Origin of the sequence: Agromyces flavus (genome assembly GCF_900104685.1) — a bacterium.
Classification (GTDB): domain Bacteria; phylum Actinomycetota; class Actinomycetes; order Actinomycetales; family Microbacteriaceae; genus Agromyces; species Agromyces flavus.
In genome coordinates this window covers 923024-937360 of the sequence record NZ_LT629755.1, presented here as the reverse complement: position 1 = coordinate 937360, position 14337 = coordinate 923024, and the positions used below count along the sequence as shown (strand labels likewise).

The 14337-nt window shown below is 71.8% G+C and carries 15 protein-coding genes; 1 reads left to right on the top strand and 14 read right to left on the bottom strand.

The annotated features are described in order from the left end of the window. Positions 1 to 16 precede the first annotated feature (16 nt). From BLT99_RS04435 to rpsB, 5 genes are all read right to left on the bottom strand, one after another. Positions 17 to 1009, bottom strand: coding sequence for a phosphatidate cytidylyltransferase (locus BLT99_RS04435; RefSeq protein WP_229724667.1), 993 nt, complete (start codon positions 1007 to 1009; stop codon positions 17 to 19). Between the two features lie 7 nt (positions 1010 to 1016). Continuing rightward, a complete protein-coding gene (gene frr / locus BLT99_RS04430) occupies positions 1017 to 1571 on the bottom strand; it encodes a ribosome recycling factor (RefSeq protein ID WP_092669610.1) in 555 nt (184 codons plus the stop codon). Positions 1572 to 1601: 30 nt separating this feature from the next. Beyond that, a complete protein-coding gene (gene pyrH, locus BLT99_RS04425; protein ID WP_092669608.1) occupies positions 1602 to 2333 on the bottom strand; it encodes a UMP kinase in 732 nt (243 codons plus the stop codon). A 184-nt stretch (positions 2334 to 2517) separates the two neighbouring features. Continuing rightward, a complete protein-coding gene (tsf, locus tag BLT99_RS04420) occupies positions 2518 to 3348 on the bottom strand; it encodes a translation elongation factor Ts (protein WP_092669606.1) in 831 nt (276 codons plus the stop codon). 48 nt (positions 3349 to 3396) lie between these two features. Further along, entirely contained in the window at positions 3397 to 4320 is a 924-nt protein-coding gene (gene rpsB / locus BLT99_RS04415; RefSeq protein ID WP_092669604.1) for a 30S ribosomal protein S2, read from the bottom strand. Positions 4321 to 4600: 280 nt separating this feature from the next. Between rpsB and BLT99_RS04410 the strand changes: the two genes are divergently transcribed. Further along, complete coding sequence (locus tag BLT99_RS04410) at positions 4601 to 5155, top strand: murein hydrolase activator EnvC family protein (protein WP_092669602.1); 555 nt, start codon at positions 4601 to 4603, stop codon at positions 5153 to 5155. Positions 5156 to 5183: 28 nt separating this feature from the next. Here the strand turns inward: BLT99_RS04410 and BLT99_RS04405 are convergent, their stop codons facing one another. The 9 genes from BLT99_RS04405 to BLT99_RS04365 all read right to left on the bottom strand — a co-directional run bounded on the left by BLT99_RS04405 (position 5184) and on the right by BLT99_RS04365 (position 14337). Continuing rightward, positions 5184 to 6179, bottom strand: a complete 996-nt coding sequence (locus BLT99_RS04405; protein WP_092669600.1) for a tyrosine recombinase XerC — start codon at positions 6177 to 6179, stop codon at positions 5184 to 5186. Beyond that, positions 6176 to 7090 (bottom strand): phosphodiesterase, encoded by a 915-nt coding sequence (locus BLT99_RS04400; protein ID WP_092669598.1) that lies wholly within the window; start codon positions 7088 to 7090, stop codon positions 6176 to 6178. Before BLT99_RS04400 ends, BLT99_RS04405 begins: the two co-directional genes overlap by 4 nt. 49 nt (positions 7091 to 7139) lie before the next feature. Continuing rightward, a complete protein-coding gene (gene dprA, locus BLT99_RS04395) occupies positions 7140 to 8441 on the bottom strand; it encodes a DNA-processing protein DprA (RefSeq protein ID WP_092669596.1) in 1302 nt (433 codons plus the stop codon). Continuing rightward, the gene (locus BLT99_RS04390) at positions 8438 to 10000 is read right to left on the bottom strand and encodes a YifB family Mg chelatase-like AAA ATPase (protein ID WP_092669594.1); all 1563 of its coding nucleotides are present in this window, start codon (positions 9998 to 10000) and stop codon (positions 8438 to 8440) included. The genes dprA and BLT99_RS04390 overlap by 4 nt, the downstream gene beginning before the upstream one ends. Next, positions 10000 to 10356 carry a YraN family protein gene (locus tag BLT99_RS04385; RefSeq protein WP_092669592.1) on the bottom strand — a complete coding sequence of 119 codons (357 nt, stop codon included), beginning with the start codon at positions 10354 to 10356 and terminating at the stop codon, positions 10000 to 10002. The genes BLT99_RS04390 and BLT99_RS04385 overlap by 1 nt, the downstream gene beginning before the upstream one ends. A 106-nt stretch (positions 10357 to 10462) precedes the next feature. Next, a complete protein-coding gene (locus BLT99_RS04380; protein ID WP_157674935.1) occupies positions 10463 to 12874 on the bottom strand; it encodes a CHAT domain-containing protein in 2412 nt (803 codons plus the stop codon). Further along, a complete protein-coding gene (locus tag BLT99_RS04375) occupies positions 12871 to 13203 on the bottom strand; it encodes a CU044_2847 family protein (protein WP_092669588.1) in 333 nt (110 codons plus the stop codon). Before BLT99_RS04375 ends, BLT99_RS04380 begins: the two co-directional genes overlap by 4 nt. Positions 13204 to 13320: 117 nt before the next feature. Beyond that, positions 13321 to 13644 carry a DUF2469 family protein gene (locus BLT99_RS04370; RefSeq protein ID WP_092669586.1) on the bottom strand — a complete coding sequence of 108 codons (324 nt, stop codon included), beginning with the start codon at positions 13642 to 13644 and terminating at the stop codon, positions 13321 to 13323. A gap of 6 nt (positions 13645 to 13650) precedes the next feature. Next, positions 13651 to 14337 (bottom strand): ribonuclease HII, encoded by a 687-nt coding sequence (locus BLT99_RS04365; RefSeq protein WP_092669584.1) that lies wholly within the window; start codon positions 14335 to 14337, stop codon positions 13651 to 13653.

Below are 14337 nucleotides of genomic sequence, written 5' to 3'. Positions count from 1 at the left end.
CCAGTATCGCGCACGTTCACCCGAACACCCGGAAGGCCGCGTAGGCGACCGCGGCCGACGGCAGGATCGAGTCGAGACGGTCGAGGACGCCGCCGTGCCCGGGCAGCCACGAGCTCATGTCCTTGATGCCGAGGTCGCGCTTGATGAGCGATTCGGCGAGGTCGCCGAGCGTGGCGCTCAGCATGATCGCGGCGCCGAACACGATCCCGAACCACCACGGTTCGCCGAGCATGAACACGGCCAGGATGACCCCCGCGAGCCCGCTCGAGAGCACCGCGCCGCCGAATCCCTCCCAGGTCTTCTTCGGGCTGATCACGGGGGCCATCGGATGCTTGCCGAAGGCGAGCCCGAACCCGTATGCGCCCGTGTCGGTCGCGACGACGATGATGATGAACGCGAGGGTCCACCACTGGCCGCCCTCGGCCGCCGTCAGCACGACCGCGAACGTCGCGAGGAACGTGACGTAGCCCTGCACGAAGATCCCCGCGCCGAGGTCGCGGGCGAGACCCCGCGAGCTGCTCGACGCCGCTCGCACGCTCGGCACCGCCTGCTCGGCGAGTCGCCAGGCCACGACGAGCACCATGCCGCCGAGCACGGCGATCAGCTGCCCGGCCGCGCCCCCGTAGTACGCCACCGGAACCGCCGCCACCGCGGCGACGACCGTGGGGATGCGCGGGACCAGGTACCCGCCGTGGCGCAGTGCCGCGGCGAGCTCGGAGCTGGCGAATCCGGCCACGACGACCGCGAAGACCATGAACAGCTCTTTGACGACGAGCAGGCTGAGCAGCAGCACGCCGCCGAACCCGAGGCCGATGAGGATCGCGACCAGCAGGTTCCGGCCCGTGCGTGCGTTGATGCGCTCCTGCGCCTGGTCGAACTGGGCGCGAGAGGTCTCGAGCTGCCGCTCCAGGTCGACGCGCGCTTGGTGCATCTGCGCGCGGAATTCCGCCCGCGTCGAATGCTGTTCGTCGCCGGCGTCCGGACCCTCGCCATCGGGGACGCCTGTCATGGTGGTCCTAGACCTCGAGGAGCTCGGCTTCCTTGCGCTTGAGCGCATCGTCGATCTGGTCGACGTGCGACTTCGTCACGTGCTCGAGCTCCTTCTCGCCGCGGGCCACCTCGTCGTCGCCGACCTCGCCCTTGAGCGCCTCGAGATCGTCCTTGGCCTTGCGCCGGATGTTGCGCACCGACACGCGCGCATCCTCGGCCTTGGATCGGACGATCTTCACGTACTCCTTGCGCCGCTCCTCGGTGAGCTCGGGGAGCGTGACGCGCACGATGTTGCCGTCGTTGGTGGGATTGGCGCCGAGGTTCGGGGTGTCGCGGATGGCCTGCTCGATGTCCTTCAGGGCGCTCTTGTCGTACGGCGTGACGACGAGCGTGCGCGCCTCCTGGTTCTGGAGCGAGGCGAGCTGCGACAGCGGCGTCGGCGTGCCGTAGTAGCTCACCATGATCTTCTGGAACAGCTGCGGGTTCGCGCGCCCGGTCCGGACGGTGGCGAAGTCGTCCTTCGCGACCTCGACGGCCTTCTGCATGCGTGCACTTGCTTCGGACAGAACATCCGCGATCACGGGGACTCCTTCTCTCGGGCTCGGGCCAGTCTATCGAGCGAGTGCCGGCTCGCCGTTGCTCACGACGGTGCCGAGTTCCTCGCCCAGGATGGCCTTGGTGACGTTGCCGGCGGGCTCCATCCCGAACACCAGCATGGGCATGCCGTTATCCATGCAGAGGCTGAACGCGGTCGAGTCGACGACCTTGAGGCCGCGCTGCAGCGCCTCCTGGTAGCTGATGCGATCGAGCTTGCGTGCGTCGGGGTTGGTGCGGGGGTCGTCGGTGTAGACGCCGTCGACTCCGTTCTTCGCCACGAGCACCACGTCGGCGTCGATCTCGAGCGCGCGCTGGGCGGCGACGGTGTCGGTCGAGAAGTAGGGCAGACCCGCTCCGGCGCCGAAGATCACGACCCGGCCCTTCTCCATGTGCCGCTCCGCGCGGCGCGGGATGTACGGCTCGGCGACCTGCGTCATCGAGATCGCGGACTGCACGCGCGTCTCGGCCCCGGCCTGCTCGAGGAAGTCCTGCAGGGCGAGGGAGTTCATGACCGTGCCCAGCATGCCCATGTAGTCGGCGCGCCCGCGATCCATCCCGCGCTCGGACAGCTCGGCGCCCCGGAAGAAGTTGCCGCCGCCGACGACGATCGCGACCTCGACGGTGCGTGCGGCGTCGGCGATCTCGCGGGCCATGGCACTGACCACGTCGGGATTGACCCCGAGCGCGCCGCCGCCGAACGCCTCCCCCGACAGCTTGAGCATGACCCTGCGCTTGCGTTCCGTCATCAGCGACCGATCCTTCCCCTCTGGGAGTCAAAACTAGTGGTTCGCCGGTCCGGACCGCAGCGACCCGACCCGTTCCGCCCGGCTGCGGGCCGGGCGGCATCCGGTGTGCCGCGAGGTGTCGCGGCATCCGGACACAGCAAAGGAGCCCGGATCGCCGAGGCGATCCGGACTCCCCTGTCGCAACTTACGCGCCGACCTTGAAGCGGGCGAAGTCGGTGACCGTGAGGCCCGCGTCCGAGACGACCTTGCCGACGGACAGCTTGTTGTCCTTGGCGTAGTCCTGCTCGAGCAGCGCGACCTGCTTGAAGAAGGCGCCGAGGCGACCCTCGACGATCTTCGGCAGCGCGGCCTCGGGCTTGCCCTCCTCGCGCGTGATCTGCTCGACGATCGTGCGCTCCTTCTCGACGGCCTCGGCCGGGACGTCCTCACGCGTGAGGTACTCCGGCGCGGCGAACGAGATGTGCTGCGCGATCGAGCGCGCGGTCTCGGCGTCGTCGCCCGAGTAGCCGAGGACCACGCCGACCTGCGGGGGCAGGTCCTTCGAGGTCTTGTGCAGGTAGATCGAGAAGTGCTCGCCCTTGACGAGGCGGACGCGGCGCAGCTCGACCTTCTCGCCGAGGATGGCGGCATCCTCGTCGATCACGACGGCGACGGTCTTGCCCTCGGCCGGCGCGGCCAGGGCGGCCTCGACGGTCTCGGCGCGAGCCGCGGCGACCGCCGCGAGCACGCGGTCGGCGAGACCGACGAACTTGTCGCCCTTGGCGACGAAGTCGGTCTCGCAGGCGAGCTCGATGAGGGTGGCCGTGCCGTCGCCGTTGTCGGCGGCGGCGACGAGGCCCTCGGCGGTCGAGCGGTCGGCCCGCTTCGCGTTGCCCTTCGCGCCCTTCAGGCGGAGGATCTCGACGGCCTTCTCGAGGTCGCCGTCGGCCTCGACGAGCGCGTTCTTGGTGTCGACCATGCCGGTGCCGAGGCGCTCGCGCAGGGTCTTGACGTCTTCGAGGGTGAAGTTGGCCATGTTGTGGCAGTCTCCTGGACTCGTGGTCTGGCTGGTGGAGTGGGGGTGTTACTTGGTCTCGGCAGCAGCCGCGCCCTCGGCGTCGGCCTCGGACTCGGTCGCGGCGACCTCGGCGGCCGCCTCGTCGACGACCTCGGCGGCTTCGGCCTGCGCCTCGGACTCGGTGCCGGCGACCTCGGCCGTCTCAGCGGACGACTGCGCGGGGGTCTCGGCAGCACCGGCCTGGAGCAGCTCCTGCTCCCACTCGGCGAGCGGCTCGGCCTCCTCGCCCTCCTCGGGCTTCTGGTGGCGCTGGATCAGGCCCTCGGCCGCGGCGTCGGCGATGATGCGCGTGAGCAGGCTCACGGAGCGGATCGCGTCGTCGTTGCCCGGGATGGGGTACTGGACCTCGTCGGGGTCGCAGTTGGTGTCGAGGATGCCGATCACGGGGATGCCCAGCTTCTTGGCCTCGTCGATCGCGAGGTGCTCCTTCTTGGTGTCGACCACCCAGAGCGCCGACGGCGTCTTCGCGAGGTTGCGGATGCCGCCGAGCGACTTGTGGAGCTTGTCGAGCTCGCGCTTCTTGAGGAGCAGCTCCTTCTTGGTGAAGCCCGAGGTGGTGCCCTCGAAGTCGAGCTCCTCGAGCTCCTTCATGCGCGCGAGGCGCTTGGAGACCGTGGCGAAGTTGGTGAGGAGGCCACCGAGCCAGCGCTGGTTGACGTAGGGCTGGCCGACGCGCGTCGCCTGCTCGGCGATCGACTCCTGCGCCTGCTTCTTGGTGCCGACGAAGAGGATGGTGCCGCCGTGGGCGACCGTCTCCTTGACGAAGTCGTAGGCCTTGTCGATGTAGGCCAGCGACTGCTGCAGGTCGATGATGTAGATGCCGGAACGCTCGGTGAAGATGAAGCGCTTCATCTTCGGGTTCCAACGGCGGGTCTGGTGCCCGAAGTGCACGCCGCTGTCGAGCAGCTGGCGGATGGTGACGACGGCCATGGCCGTACTCCTTCTGATCTCAGTTGTCGCTCCGGCCGGCGGCCGGGAGCCCTGGTGCCCGGCACGGCTCCGCCGGCTCGTGCTTCGAGGAGACGAGCGGGACTGAGTGGAGTCGGTGGCCGAATGGGCACGCGTAGTCGCCCCGACACGCGGGACGCTCCGGACATGCTATCACGCGGTCGCGCGCCGACCCGCCCTCCACAGGCGCGCATGGCGGGGTCCGATCCCCCTATGAATCACGGGTCAGGGGTACGGATGTCACGCCGGGCATGTTCGACGCATGACCCGCACCGCCCGCCATCCCGTCCCGCGCGCCGCGCTCGGCCTCCTCGTCGGTCTCACGCTGCTCGTCGCACCCGCGTCCGCGTCCGCATCACCGTCCGCGACGGTCCCCCGACCGGCTCGAGCCGATGCGGCCGCCGAGCCGACGTGGAGCTGGCCGGTCGGCCCGCCCATCGCACTCGTCGAGCCGTTCCGCGCACCGCCGACGCCGTACGCGGCGGGTCACCGCGGGATCGACCTGGCCGTGGCGCCGGGCGGATCGGTTCGCGCACCGGACGACGGGGTCGTCTCGTTCGCCGGGCCCGTGGCCGGACGACCGGTGCTCTCGATCGATCACGGTGACGGCGTCGTCAGTTCGATCGAACCCGTCGCGGCGTCCGTGACCGCAGGGGTCGCGGTCGCCGAAGGCGAGCCGATCGGCGTCGTCAGCTCCGGCGGCCACTGCGATGCTCGGTGCGTACACTTCGGCGTCCGCGTGCACGGCGAGTACGTCTCGCCCATGCTGTTCCTCGGGGGCGTCCCGCGCGCAGTGCTCCTCCCGCTCGCCGACTGAGTCGTGCCCCGATCGGGCATCGCACCGGTCACGCGCGCGGGTGCGCGGTCCGATACGTCTGCTTGAGCCGCTCGGCGGAGACGTGGGTGTAGATCTGCGTGGTGCCCAGGCTCGCGTGGCCCAGGAACTCCTGGACGGCGCGCAGGTCGGCGCCGCCGTCGAGCAGGTGCGTGGCCGCGCTGTGCCGGAAGGCGTGCGGTCCGGCCGGACCCGAGCCCGGGACGTCCCGAAGCAGGTCGGCGACGAGCCGGTGCACGCTCCGGACGCCGAGCCGCCCGCCGCGCACGCCGAGGAACGCGGCGCGGGTGCCATCGGCCGGCCCGGCTGATCGTCCGCCGTCGCCGCTCGCCGCGGTGAGGAGCACCCGCCTGGCGTGGTCGAGGTAGCGGTCGAGCGCCGCCGCAGCGGGTGCGCCGTACGGGACGACCCGCTCCTTGGCTCCCTTGCCCACGACGCGGACCGTCCGGTTGCCGCGGTCGATGTCGTCGACGTCGAGCCCGACCAATTCCGAGACGCGGAGTCCGCACGCGTAGAGCAGTTCGACGATCGCGAGATCCCGGACGTGAACCGGGTCTCCGTCCTGGGCCCTCGCGCCCAGGCCGGCGAGGAGCTCCCCGACCGCGGGAGCGGCGACCACCCGCGGGAGGGTGCGATTGGCCCTGGGCGCGCGCAGCCGGACCGCCGGATCGGCCGGAACTGCGCCGGTGCGTTCCATCCACGCCCCGAACCCGCGCGCTGAGGCCGCCCGCCGGGCGATCGTCGCCCTCGCCGAGCCGCGTTCGGTCGCGACCCAGAGCCAGTCCCGCAGGAGATCGAGGTCGAGTCCCGTCTGCGCGCGGACGCCACGCGACTCGGCGAACACGACGAGGTCGGCGAGGTCGGACGCGTACGCCGCGACGGTGTGGGGCGAATACCCGCGCTCGACCCGCACGTGGTCGAGGTACCGGTCGACGAGCGAATCGAGCGGGACGACGGCCGATGCGCGCGGGGCGCGCAACGATCCCGACCCGTCCGCGTCGGTCATCCGCCGGTGGCCTCGCGCTTCCGTGAGAAGCGTTCCAACCGGCCCGCGTCGTCGAGGTCTTCGACCTCGCGCAGGAACTGCTCGCCGAAGCTCGTGATCTCGGCGAATGCACCGACGGGTACGACCGAGCTGACGACGCCGTCGTCGAAGAAGTGCACGAGGGAGACCGAGTGCCCGCCGTCGATGCCCACGAGTTCGCGCGGCGGCGCGGAGAGGTCCATCGTGTACGCCAGCGAACCCGCGACGAACACCGGGATGCCCGCGAACTCGCCTTGGGTCGGGTAGTGCAGGTGCCCGCCGAGGATGGCGCGGACGTCGCGTCCGCGGATGACGTCGGCGAACTCGTCTTGGCCCCTGAGCTCGAGCACGTCCATGAGCGCGAGGGGCGTCGCGATCGGTGCATGGTGCAGGGCGACGACGGTTCCGTGCTCGGCCGGCTCGGCCAGGACCTCGTCGAGCCAGTTCAACGTGGAGCTCTCGAGCACGCCGTGGTGGTAGCCCGGAACGCTCGAGTCGAGGGTGACGATCCGCAGCCCATCGACCTCGATCACGCGGTTGACGGGCCCTCCAGGCTCGGGCTCGCCGAGGAGGATCTCGGCGAAGGGCGTGCGCTCGTCGTGGTTGCCCATGACCCAGATCAGCCGCGCACCGGTCTCGTCGGCGAGCGGCTGGAGCGCATCCCGGATGCGCCGATAGGCGTCGGGTTCGCCGAGGTCGGCGACGTCTCCGGTCACCAGGATGGCGGCGAGCGAGCCCGCGAGCCGCCGCAACTGCACGATCGCGCGATCGAGGTGCGCGACGGTGTCGGCGAGGCCGCCGAGCGGCGCGCCTCCGGCGAGGAAGTGCGTGTCACTGAGGTGTGCGATGACGTGGCGTGCCGCGGGGTACCGGCCGAGCCGAGGATGGTCCATGTCTACCTCCGCGGCCAGCCTAGAGCCACGGGCCGCGGCGGCGTCAGCGTCAGGCGGAGCGCCGCCGAACCCAGCCGTCGGCGACGCGCCGCGCCAGCCCGGTCGCTTCGAGGGCGCCGAGGCCGCCCAGGACCGCGCCGGTTCCGAGACGGGATCGCTCCGCCAGCTCGGAAACGGTCCGTGACCGGCGCACGCCGAGCGCGTCGAAGACGCGGCGTTCCGCTTCGGTCAGGTCGTCGAGCGCCCCGTGGACGCGTCGAAGGATGGCGCCGTCGTCGGTGGCGCCGTCGTCGGTGATGCCATCGCCCAGCGCGGCCCCGTCGAGGCCTTCGCCCTGGCTGGCTTCCGCCGGCAGGCGCGCCGCGACGAGTTCGGCCATCTGCGAGGCGTCCGTGACGCAGACCGCGTCGAACTCGCGCAGGAGGCGATGGCACCCCGCCGACGCCGGGCTCGTGACCGGGCCGGGTACCGCACCGAGCGGGCGACCGAGCGCCGCCGCGTGACCCGCGGTGTTCAGCGAGCCGGACCGGATGCCCGCCTCGAGCACGACCGTCGCATCGGCGGCTGCCGCAATCAACCTGTTGCGCTGGAGGAACCGCCAACGTGTGGGCGCCGCGCCGCACGGGAGTTCGGAGACGACCGCGCCGGTGTCGGCGACGCGGCCGAGCAGCGCCTCGTGACCGACCGGATAGAACCGGTCGACGCCGCCGGCGAGGAACGCCACCGTCGTGCCGCCGCTGGCGAGCGCGGATCGGTGGGCGGCGCCGTCGATGCCGTAGGCGCCGCCCGAGACGATCGCGAAGCCCCGATCCACGAGCCCTGCGGCCGCCTCGACCGTGACGTGCTCGCCGTAATGGGATGCGGCGCGCGCCCCGACGAGCGCGATGGAGGGCGACTCGGCGAGCGCATCGACGCGACCGCGCACCCACAGCGCGCGGGGCCCATGCGCCTCGAGTCCGCGCAGCCCGTCGGGCCAGGCCGCGTCGGAGGGGATCAGCAGACGCGCGCGCACTCGCGCCGCCTGCTCGACGGTCCGCACGAACGCCGCGTGGTCCACGCGCGGACGCCAGCGGTCCAGCCCCGCGACCAGCTCGCGTGCGGCGACCTCTGCACCGTGCTCGACGAGCGATGCGGACCACTCGGACTCGGGGCGGTGCTCGATGAGCGATGCGGCCGTCCATTCGACGCCCAGGGCGTCGATGATGCGCCCCAGCACGCCGTCGCCCGGTTCGGAGACGTATCCGAGGATGGCGGCGGCGACGACGGTAGACGCGGGCGCCGGATCATCGGCACCGCGCAGCACGAGGAGCGCTTCGGACACGTCGGCCGCGGTCGTCTCGAGCCGGCTCATGCCGCCATCCCCTGTCGCATGTGGAGCGCCCGGCCGACGTGCTCGGCCGCGGGCCGGTCGGCCCCCTCGAGGTCGGCGAGCGTCCACGCCGTCTTCAGCACGCGGTCGTACCCGCGCATCGTCACGGAGCCGCGTTCCAACGAGGCGTCGAGTGCCCGGGTGGCACGACCTCCGGGGTGCATGCCGCCCTCGCCGCGCAACCATGGCCCGGGTACCTGCGCATTGGTGCGCCACGGAGTCCCCTCGAGCCGGGCGGCGGCGGCGTGTCTCGCGCGGTCGACGATCGTACGGGCCTCAGCCGAGGTCAGGCGCCGCTCGTCGGCCGGCATCCGCAGCTTGGCCGGCGTGATGCGGTTCACCCAGAGCTGCAGGTCGACGCGATCGAGCAGCGGCCCGGAGATCCGCGCGAAGTACCGCCGCTTGGCCGATGCCGGGCACGTGCAGCCGTCGGAGGGCGAGTCGCCTCCGCCGCAGGGACACGGGTTCGCGGCGAGCACGAGCTGGAAGCGTGCGGGATAGGTCGCCACGGCGTTGGCGCGGTGGATGCTGATCTCGCCCGACTCGAGGGGCTGGCGCAGGGCGTCGAGCACCGACGACGGGAACTCGGGCGCCTCGTCGAGGAACAGCACCCCGTGCGAGGCGCGTGCGGCGGCGCCGGGCCGGATCACGCGGCTGCCGCCGCCCACCATGGCCGCGGCCGACGCGGTGTGGTGCGGCGCCTCGAAGGGCGGCCGGATCGAGAGCGTCCCGCCGACGCGCTGCCCGGCGAGGGAGCGCAGGGACGCGACCTCGAGGGCCGCCTCTGGACTGAGATCGGGCAGTATGCCGGGCAGTCGCGACGCCAGCATCGTCTTTCCGGCGCCGGGCGGACCGGCGAGGAGGAGATGATGCCCTCCCGCGGCCGCGGTGAGCAGCGCATCGATCGCCTCGGGGTTCCCGACCACATCGGCGAGGTCACCGGCGGGTGTTCGATCGCGGCCGGGGGTCGCCTCCGCGTCATCGGTGACCATCACGGGCTCGGCGAGGACGGCCGCCGCGTCGTCGAAGCGGCCGCCGTGTCGCACTGCGGCATCGAGCAGGGACGTGACGCCGACGACCTCGATGCCAGGGACGAGCCGCGCTTCGGCGGCGTTGGCCGTCGGCACCATGACGCGCTCCAGCCCTGCGCGCGCCGCCGCGAGGACGGACGGCAGGACGCCATGCGTCGGACGGAGCCGACCATCGAGGCCGAGTTCGCCGAGGTGCACGAAGCGATCGACCGAGGTCGGATCGACGCGCCCCGCAGCGGCGAGGCACGCCATCGCGATCGCCAGGTCGAATCCTGATCCCTGCTTCGGCAGGGCGGCGCGCGAGAGGTTGACCGTGAGCCGTCGTGACGGCAGCGGACAGCCGGCATTCGTCGCCGCCGACCGCACGCGCTCGCGTGCTTCACCCAGTGCGGCATCGGGCAGGCCGATGATGACGAAGGCGGGCAGCTGCGACGAGAGGTCGGCCTCGACCTCGACGACGGATCCGGCGAGACCGACGAGCGCGATGGAGCGCGTTCGCGCGACCGGCATCAGGCGATCCCCTCGAGGTGCTCGACGATCGCCGGCGACGAGGACGGCGCGAACACGGCGACCGCATCGATGCGGATGCGCCCGGCGGGAGCGCCGCGTTCGCCGCACCACTCGAGCGCCAGACGACGCAGGCGCGCGAGCTTGCGCGCGGTGATCGCCTCGAACGGGTGGCCGAAGCCGTCGCCGGCGCGCGTCTTGACCTCGACGAAGACGGTCTCGTCTCCGTCGCGCGCCACGAGGTCGAGTTCACCGTGGCGGCAGCGCCAGTTGCGGTCGATGACGCGCATGCCGCGCGACTCGAGGTGTTCGGCCGCGAGCTGTTCGCCGCGCCGTCCGAGTTCGGTGTTGTGGGCCATGTGCCCAAGGGTGCCGACTGAGGCCGGTTCACCGGCGCGACGGCGGCCGACCGGTGGCGAACCCGCTGCGCACGTTCCTCTGGGGAGGACGGCTCACGACCGTCGATCAGTCGGCGGGGTCGGACTCCGACTGCCCGAGCGGGATCGGCACGCCGTCGACCACGAGCGACTCGATCCTCGCGTTCCTCGGCGACTCGGGCCGGTCGTCGATGGAGGGTGGGCTGCTCTCCAGGACGCACGCCCGCTCCACGTCGACGTCTCGGATCGGGAACTCCGCGATGCGGCCGCGCGGGATCGGCACGAAGGTACCATCCACCTCGATGGTCTTCCATCCGGCCCCGACCTCGAGCACCAGGCGGTGCTCGCCCGTGAGCACCAGGGCGACCGTGGCCCGCGTGGGGCGGTGCGCCGCCCGCTCGTACGTGATGCCGGCCCGCCAGTCGGACGCACCCGGTGCCGCGGTGATGGTCGCGACCCCGTCCCGATCCTGTGCGGATGGCTCGGCGGGTGTGCGCTCGACAGGGCGGAGTGCGATCGGCGTCGTCTCCGCCGGCGCAGCGATCGGCTTCTCGGCGGTCGTACGCGTGGACGCGTCCACGTCGCCGCGACCGCGCAGCCCTCGGACCTCCCGAGCGAGCAGGATGGCGGATCCCACGTACCCGGCGGCGATCGCCAGGACCGACAGCGGCAGGACCCAGTCGGGCCCGGAGTCCCCGGCGCTGTCCCGGATCAACCCGCTGACGATATCGGTTCCGCTGGCGACGATCAGCCAGGCGCCCGGGAAGCCGAGACTGGCGGAGAACGTCGAGTCACCGGACCGGCGGGCCACGAGCCGGCCGCCGACGAGCAGCCACCCGCCGAGGAGGACCATCGCCACATCGAAGAAGAAATGGCTCCAGCCGACGAAGTCGAAGTCGTAGCGGCTGAGGCCGACCACCACGACGATCACGATCACCGTCGCCGCTGCGGAGATCACGGCGGGCACCATGCCGTCGCGTCCCGGACGTGCGAGGTAGTGGAGACACATGGCCGCGAGGCCGGCCGCCAGGACGATGAACGCGAGGGTGTACAGCGGGACGTCCTGCTCGGGCGTGGCGCCGAGGGCCAGAACGCCCGCGACCGCGAGCAGTCCCGCGGCGACGAACCCGAGCACCACGGCGGCGAGCCCGCCGCTCGAGCGTCCGACCGGCTGGACGACCGCCGGCTGTGGAGCAATGACCGCGGCGGCGGGCCGCTCCGAAGGTTCGGCCGGGACATGCGGGGCGTGCCCGGATGCACCCACGCGGGCCGCGTCCGCCGCCTCCGCCTCCGGCTCCAGCTCCAGCTCCGGCGCGACCTCGTCCTCCGATCCCGGAGCCTCCGGTTCCCCCGCACCGAGGGGTTCGGGCTCGACGAGCGGCGCCGGCGCCGCGACATCAGCGATCTCGAACAGCCGCGCGTCGCCGTCGCGGAGGAACAGCACAGGCGTCCCGAACTCCGTCGCGACCATCGCCCCGATGATGGCCCGGCGGGCGGGTGCGAGCGCGGCGTCGACCGGAAGGCCGCGCGCGAGGCCGGTGTACAGGCTCTCGCTGAAGGCGATGGCCGCATCATCCGTGATCTCGAACTGCATGCCGATGACCGCCGGGATGTCGAAGTTCACGAGGCTGGTCGCCACGCCGGAGAACGGGTCGACGTGCGAGGTGCGCGCGCCTTCGCAGGCGTTCAGGACGACCAGGCGCAGGCTCGCCTCATCCTGCAGCATGGCGCCGATGTCCTCGCCCGAGACGTCGTGCGCGCGGCCCTGGGGCGTCTCGAGCACGAGCACTCCGGATTCCGTCGCCTCGTCGTAGGCGCCGTGGCCGATGTAGTGCAGCACGTGGATGGTGTCGGGCTCGGCGATCCGTCGACCGAGTTCGCCGAGCGTCGCCCGGTCGAGCCAGGTGAGCTCGACGAGCCCCGCGCGTCGCGGTCCCTCGAGCGCGCGTTCGAGGTTGCGTCGCTCGGCATCGGCATCCAGCTCCGGATACCCCGACGGGCTGCTGACCATCGCGAGGATGCGCAGCGGCAACCGCACGGGATGCGGGTGCGGCGCGGAATCGACGTCGAGCGCGCGGACCACCGGGGTCATGGTCGACTGGGCGATGAACCGCGGCCGCTTGTACAGGAACTCCCACGGGAGGCGCATGAGCTCCGGTGAGCCGGACAGCCGCAGCGTGATGCGCAGGCCGCGTTCCCGCTCGGCCGCAGCGCTGCGGGCGGAGTAGTACACCGTGCCGACGTCCTCCCTGATGAGGGCGTCGAACAGCGTCGAGCCCAACTCCCGGATCGCCTGCATGCGGTCGTCCGCGCTGCCGCGCCGGCGACGAGCCAGTCCGACGCGCTGCACGAAGTCGTCGAGCTCGAGGTCGCTGATCGGGGGACGGAACGATCCTCGCGCGGTGCGTCCGTCGGGCGCGGTCGCGAGCACGCGATACGAGCCGTCGGCGTCGCGGTCGATGCGAAGCTGGAGGTCGTCGTATCCGTTCACCGCGATCACCCGCCCGCCGTGCGACCCCACTTCAGCGCGATGCGGAAGTTCGCGTCACCGCCGGCTCGCGCGATCACGAGGTTCGAGTCCGCCGAGATCTTCACCGAGAACTCCACCTCGACCTCGTCGGGCCACTCGGAGGATTCGCGGATCTCGCGGACGATGCCCGAGACGATCGGCCCGATCCGGCCCACGACCTGTTCGAGGCTCCGCCCGGCTTCGACCACCACCGACTCGGGGCGTCCGCCGCGCATGACCGGACCACCGGAGCCGAGCTCGGTCGTCTCGACGAGCACGGTCCCGCCGTCCTCCGATGTGAATGCGAGCACGTCCCCCACGGCGCATCACCCCCGACCCGTTCCGGCGGCTCTGGGCTCATCCTCCTCCGAATGGCGCACGAACGCCATCGGGGCCCGCCCCGAGATCAGGGCGACGGGGCGAGCGGATGTCGCGGGCTACTCCTCGAGCGCGAGGTCCTTCGGTAGCTCGAACTCGCGGGTCGCGAGCTCCTCGACGTTCACGTCCTTGAACGTCAGCACGCGCACGGCCTTCACGAAGCGATCGGCGCGGTAGACGTCCCAGACCCAGACGTCCTTCATCGTGAGCTCGAAGTAGAAGTCGTGCTCGGTGTCGCGCCGCACGAGCTCGACCTCGTTCGCGAGGTAGAACCGGCGTTCGGTCTCGACCACGTACTTGAACTGCGCCACGATGTCGCGGTATTCGCGGTAGAGCGCGAGCTCCACTTCACGGTCGTAGTCGTCGAACTCGTCCTCATCCATCGCTGATCATCCTACTTCGAGGTCGAACAGCGACGGCGCGGCTTCGGCGGGCCGCTCGTGCAGCCACGTCTGGCGGTGCAGCCCGCTCGGGCCGTGCTCGGCGATCGCGGCGAAGTGCGCCGGGCTCGAGTAGCCCTTGTTCTCGTGCCAGTGGTAGAGCGGCGTCTCGTCGTGCGCGCGGCGCATCCCGCGATCGCGGTGCACCTTGGCGATGACGGATGCCGCGGACACCGATGCGCAGTCGCGGTCGGCCTTGATCCGGGTGACAACCTGGGCGCGGTGCTCGATGGACTGGCTGAGCCAGTCGTAGTTGCCGTCGAGCAGCAGCGGGGCGCCGGCGACGAGCCCCCGGTCGATCGCGAGCCGTGCGAAGGCGCGCGCCCCGGCGAGGCCGAGGCAGGCCATGATGCCGAGGCGGTCGATCTCGTCGGCCGACGCCTCACCCACGGCGGACGTGAGCACCCAGGACGCGGCGCGCGGCGCCAGCAGTTCTCGCTTCGGCTCGGGCAGCATCTTCGAGTCCCGCAGGCCGGCCGGCATGCGGCGGACGGTCGCATCGATGACCACGATGCCGACGCTGACGGGGCCGGCGAGCGCGCCGCGGCCGACCTCGTCGCATGCGAGCACCACGGGCGCTCCCCCGGCCAGCAGTTCGCGCTCGATCCTCAACGTCGGCACGCCGGCGGGACTCAC

Coding starts and splice junctions, on each gene's coding strand:
- BLT99_RS04435 (WP_229724667.1), bottom strand. CDS start 1,009: ATGACAGGCGTCCCCGATGGCGAGGGTCCGGACGCCGGCGACGAACAG.
- pyrH (WP_092669608.1), bottom strand. CDS start 2,333: ATGACGGAACGCAAGCGCAGGGTCATGCTCAAGCTGTCGGGGGAGGCG.
- tsf (WP_092669606.1), bottom strand. CDS start 3,348: ATGGCCAACTTCACCCTCGAAGACGTCAAGACCCTGCGCGAGCGCCTC.
- rpsB (WP_092669604.1), bottom strand. CDS start 4,320: ATGGCCGTCGTCACCATCCGCCAGCTGCTCGACAGCGGCGTGCACTTC.
- BLT99_RS04410 (WP_092669602.1), top strand. CDS start 4,601: ATGACCCGCACCGCCCGCCATCCCGTCCCGCGCGCCGCGCTCGGCCTC.
- BLT99_RS04405 (WP_092669600.1), bottom strand. CDS start 6,179: ATGACCGACGCGGACGGGTCGGGATCGTTGCGCGCCCCGCGCGCATCG.
- BLT99_RS04400 (WP_092669598.1), bottom strand. CDS start 7,090: ATGGACCATCCTCGGCTCGGCCGGTACCCCGCGGCACGCCACGTCATC.
- dprA (WP_092669596.1), bottom strand. CDS start 8,441: ATGAGCCGGCTCGAGACGACCGCGGCCGACGTGTCCGAAGCGCTCCTC.
- BLT99_RS04390 (WP_092669594.1), bottom strand. CDS start 10,000: ATGCCGGTCGCGCGAACGCGCTCCATCGCGCTCGTCGGTCTCGCCGGA.
- BLT99_RS04385 (WP_092669592.1), bottom strand. CDS start 10,356: ATGGCCCACAACACCGAACTCGGACGGCGCGGCGAACAGCTCGCGGCC.
- BLT99_RS04370 (WP_092669586.1), bottom strand. CDS start 13,644: ATGGATGAGGACGAGTTCGACGACTACGACCGTGAAGTGGAGCTCGCG.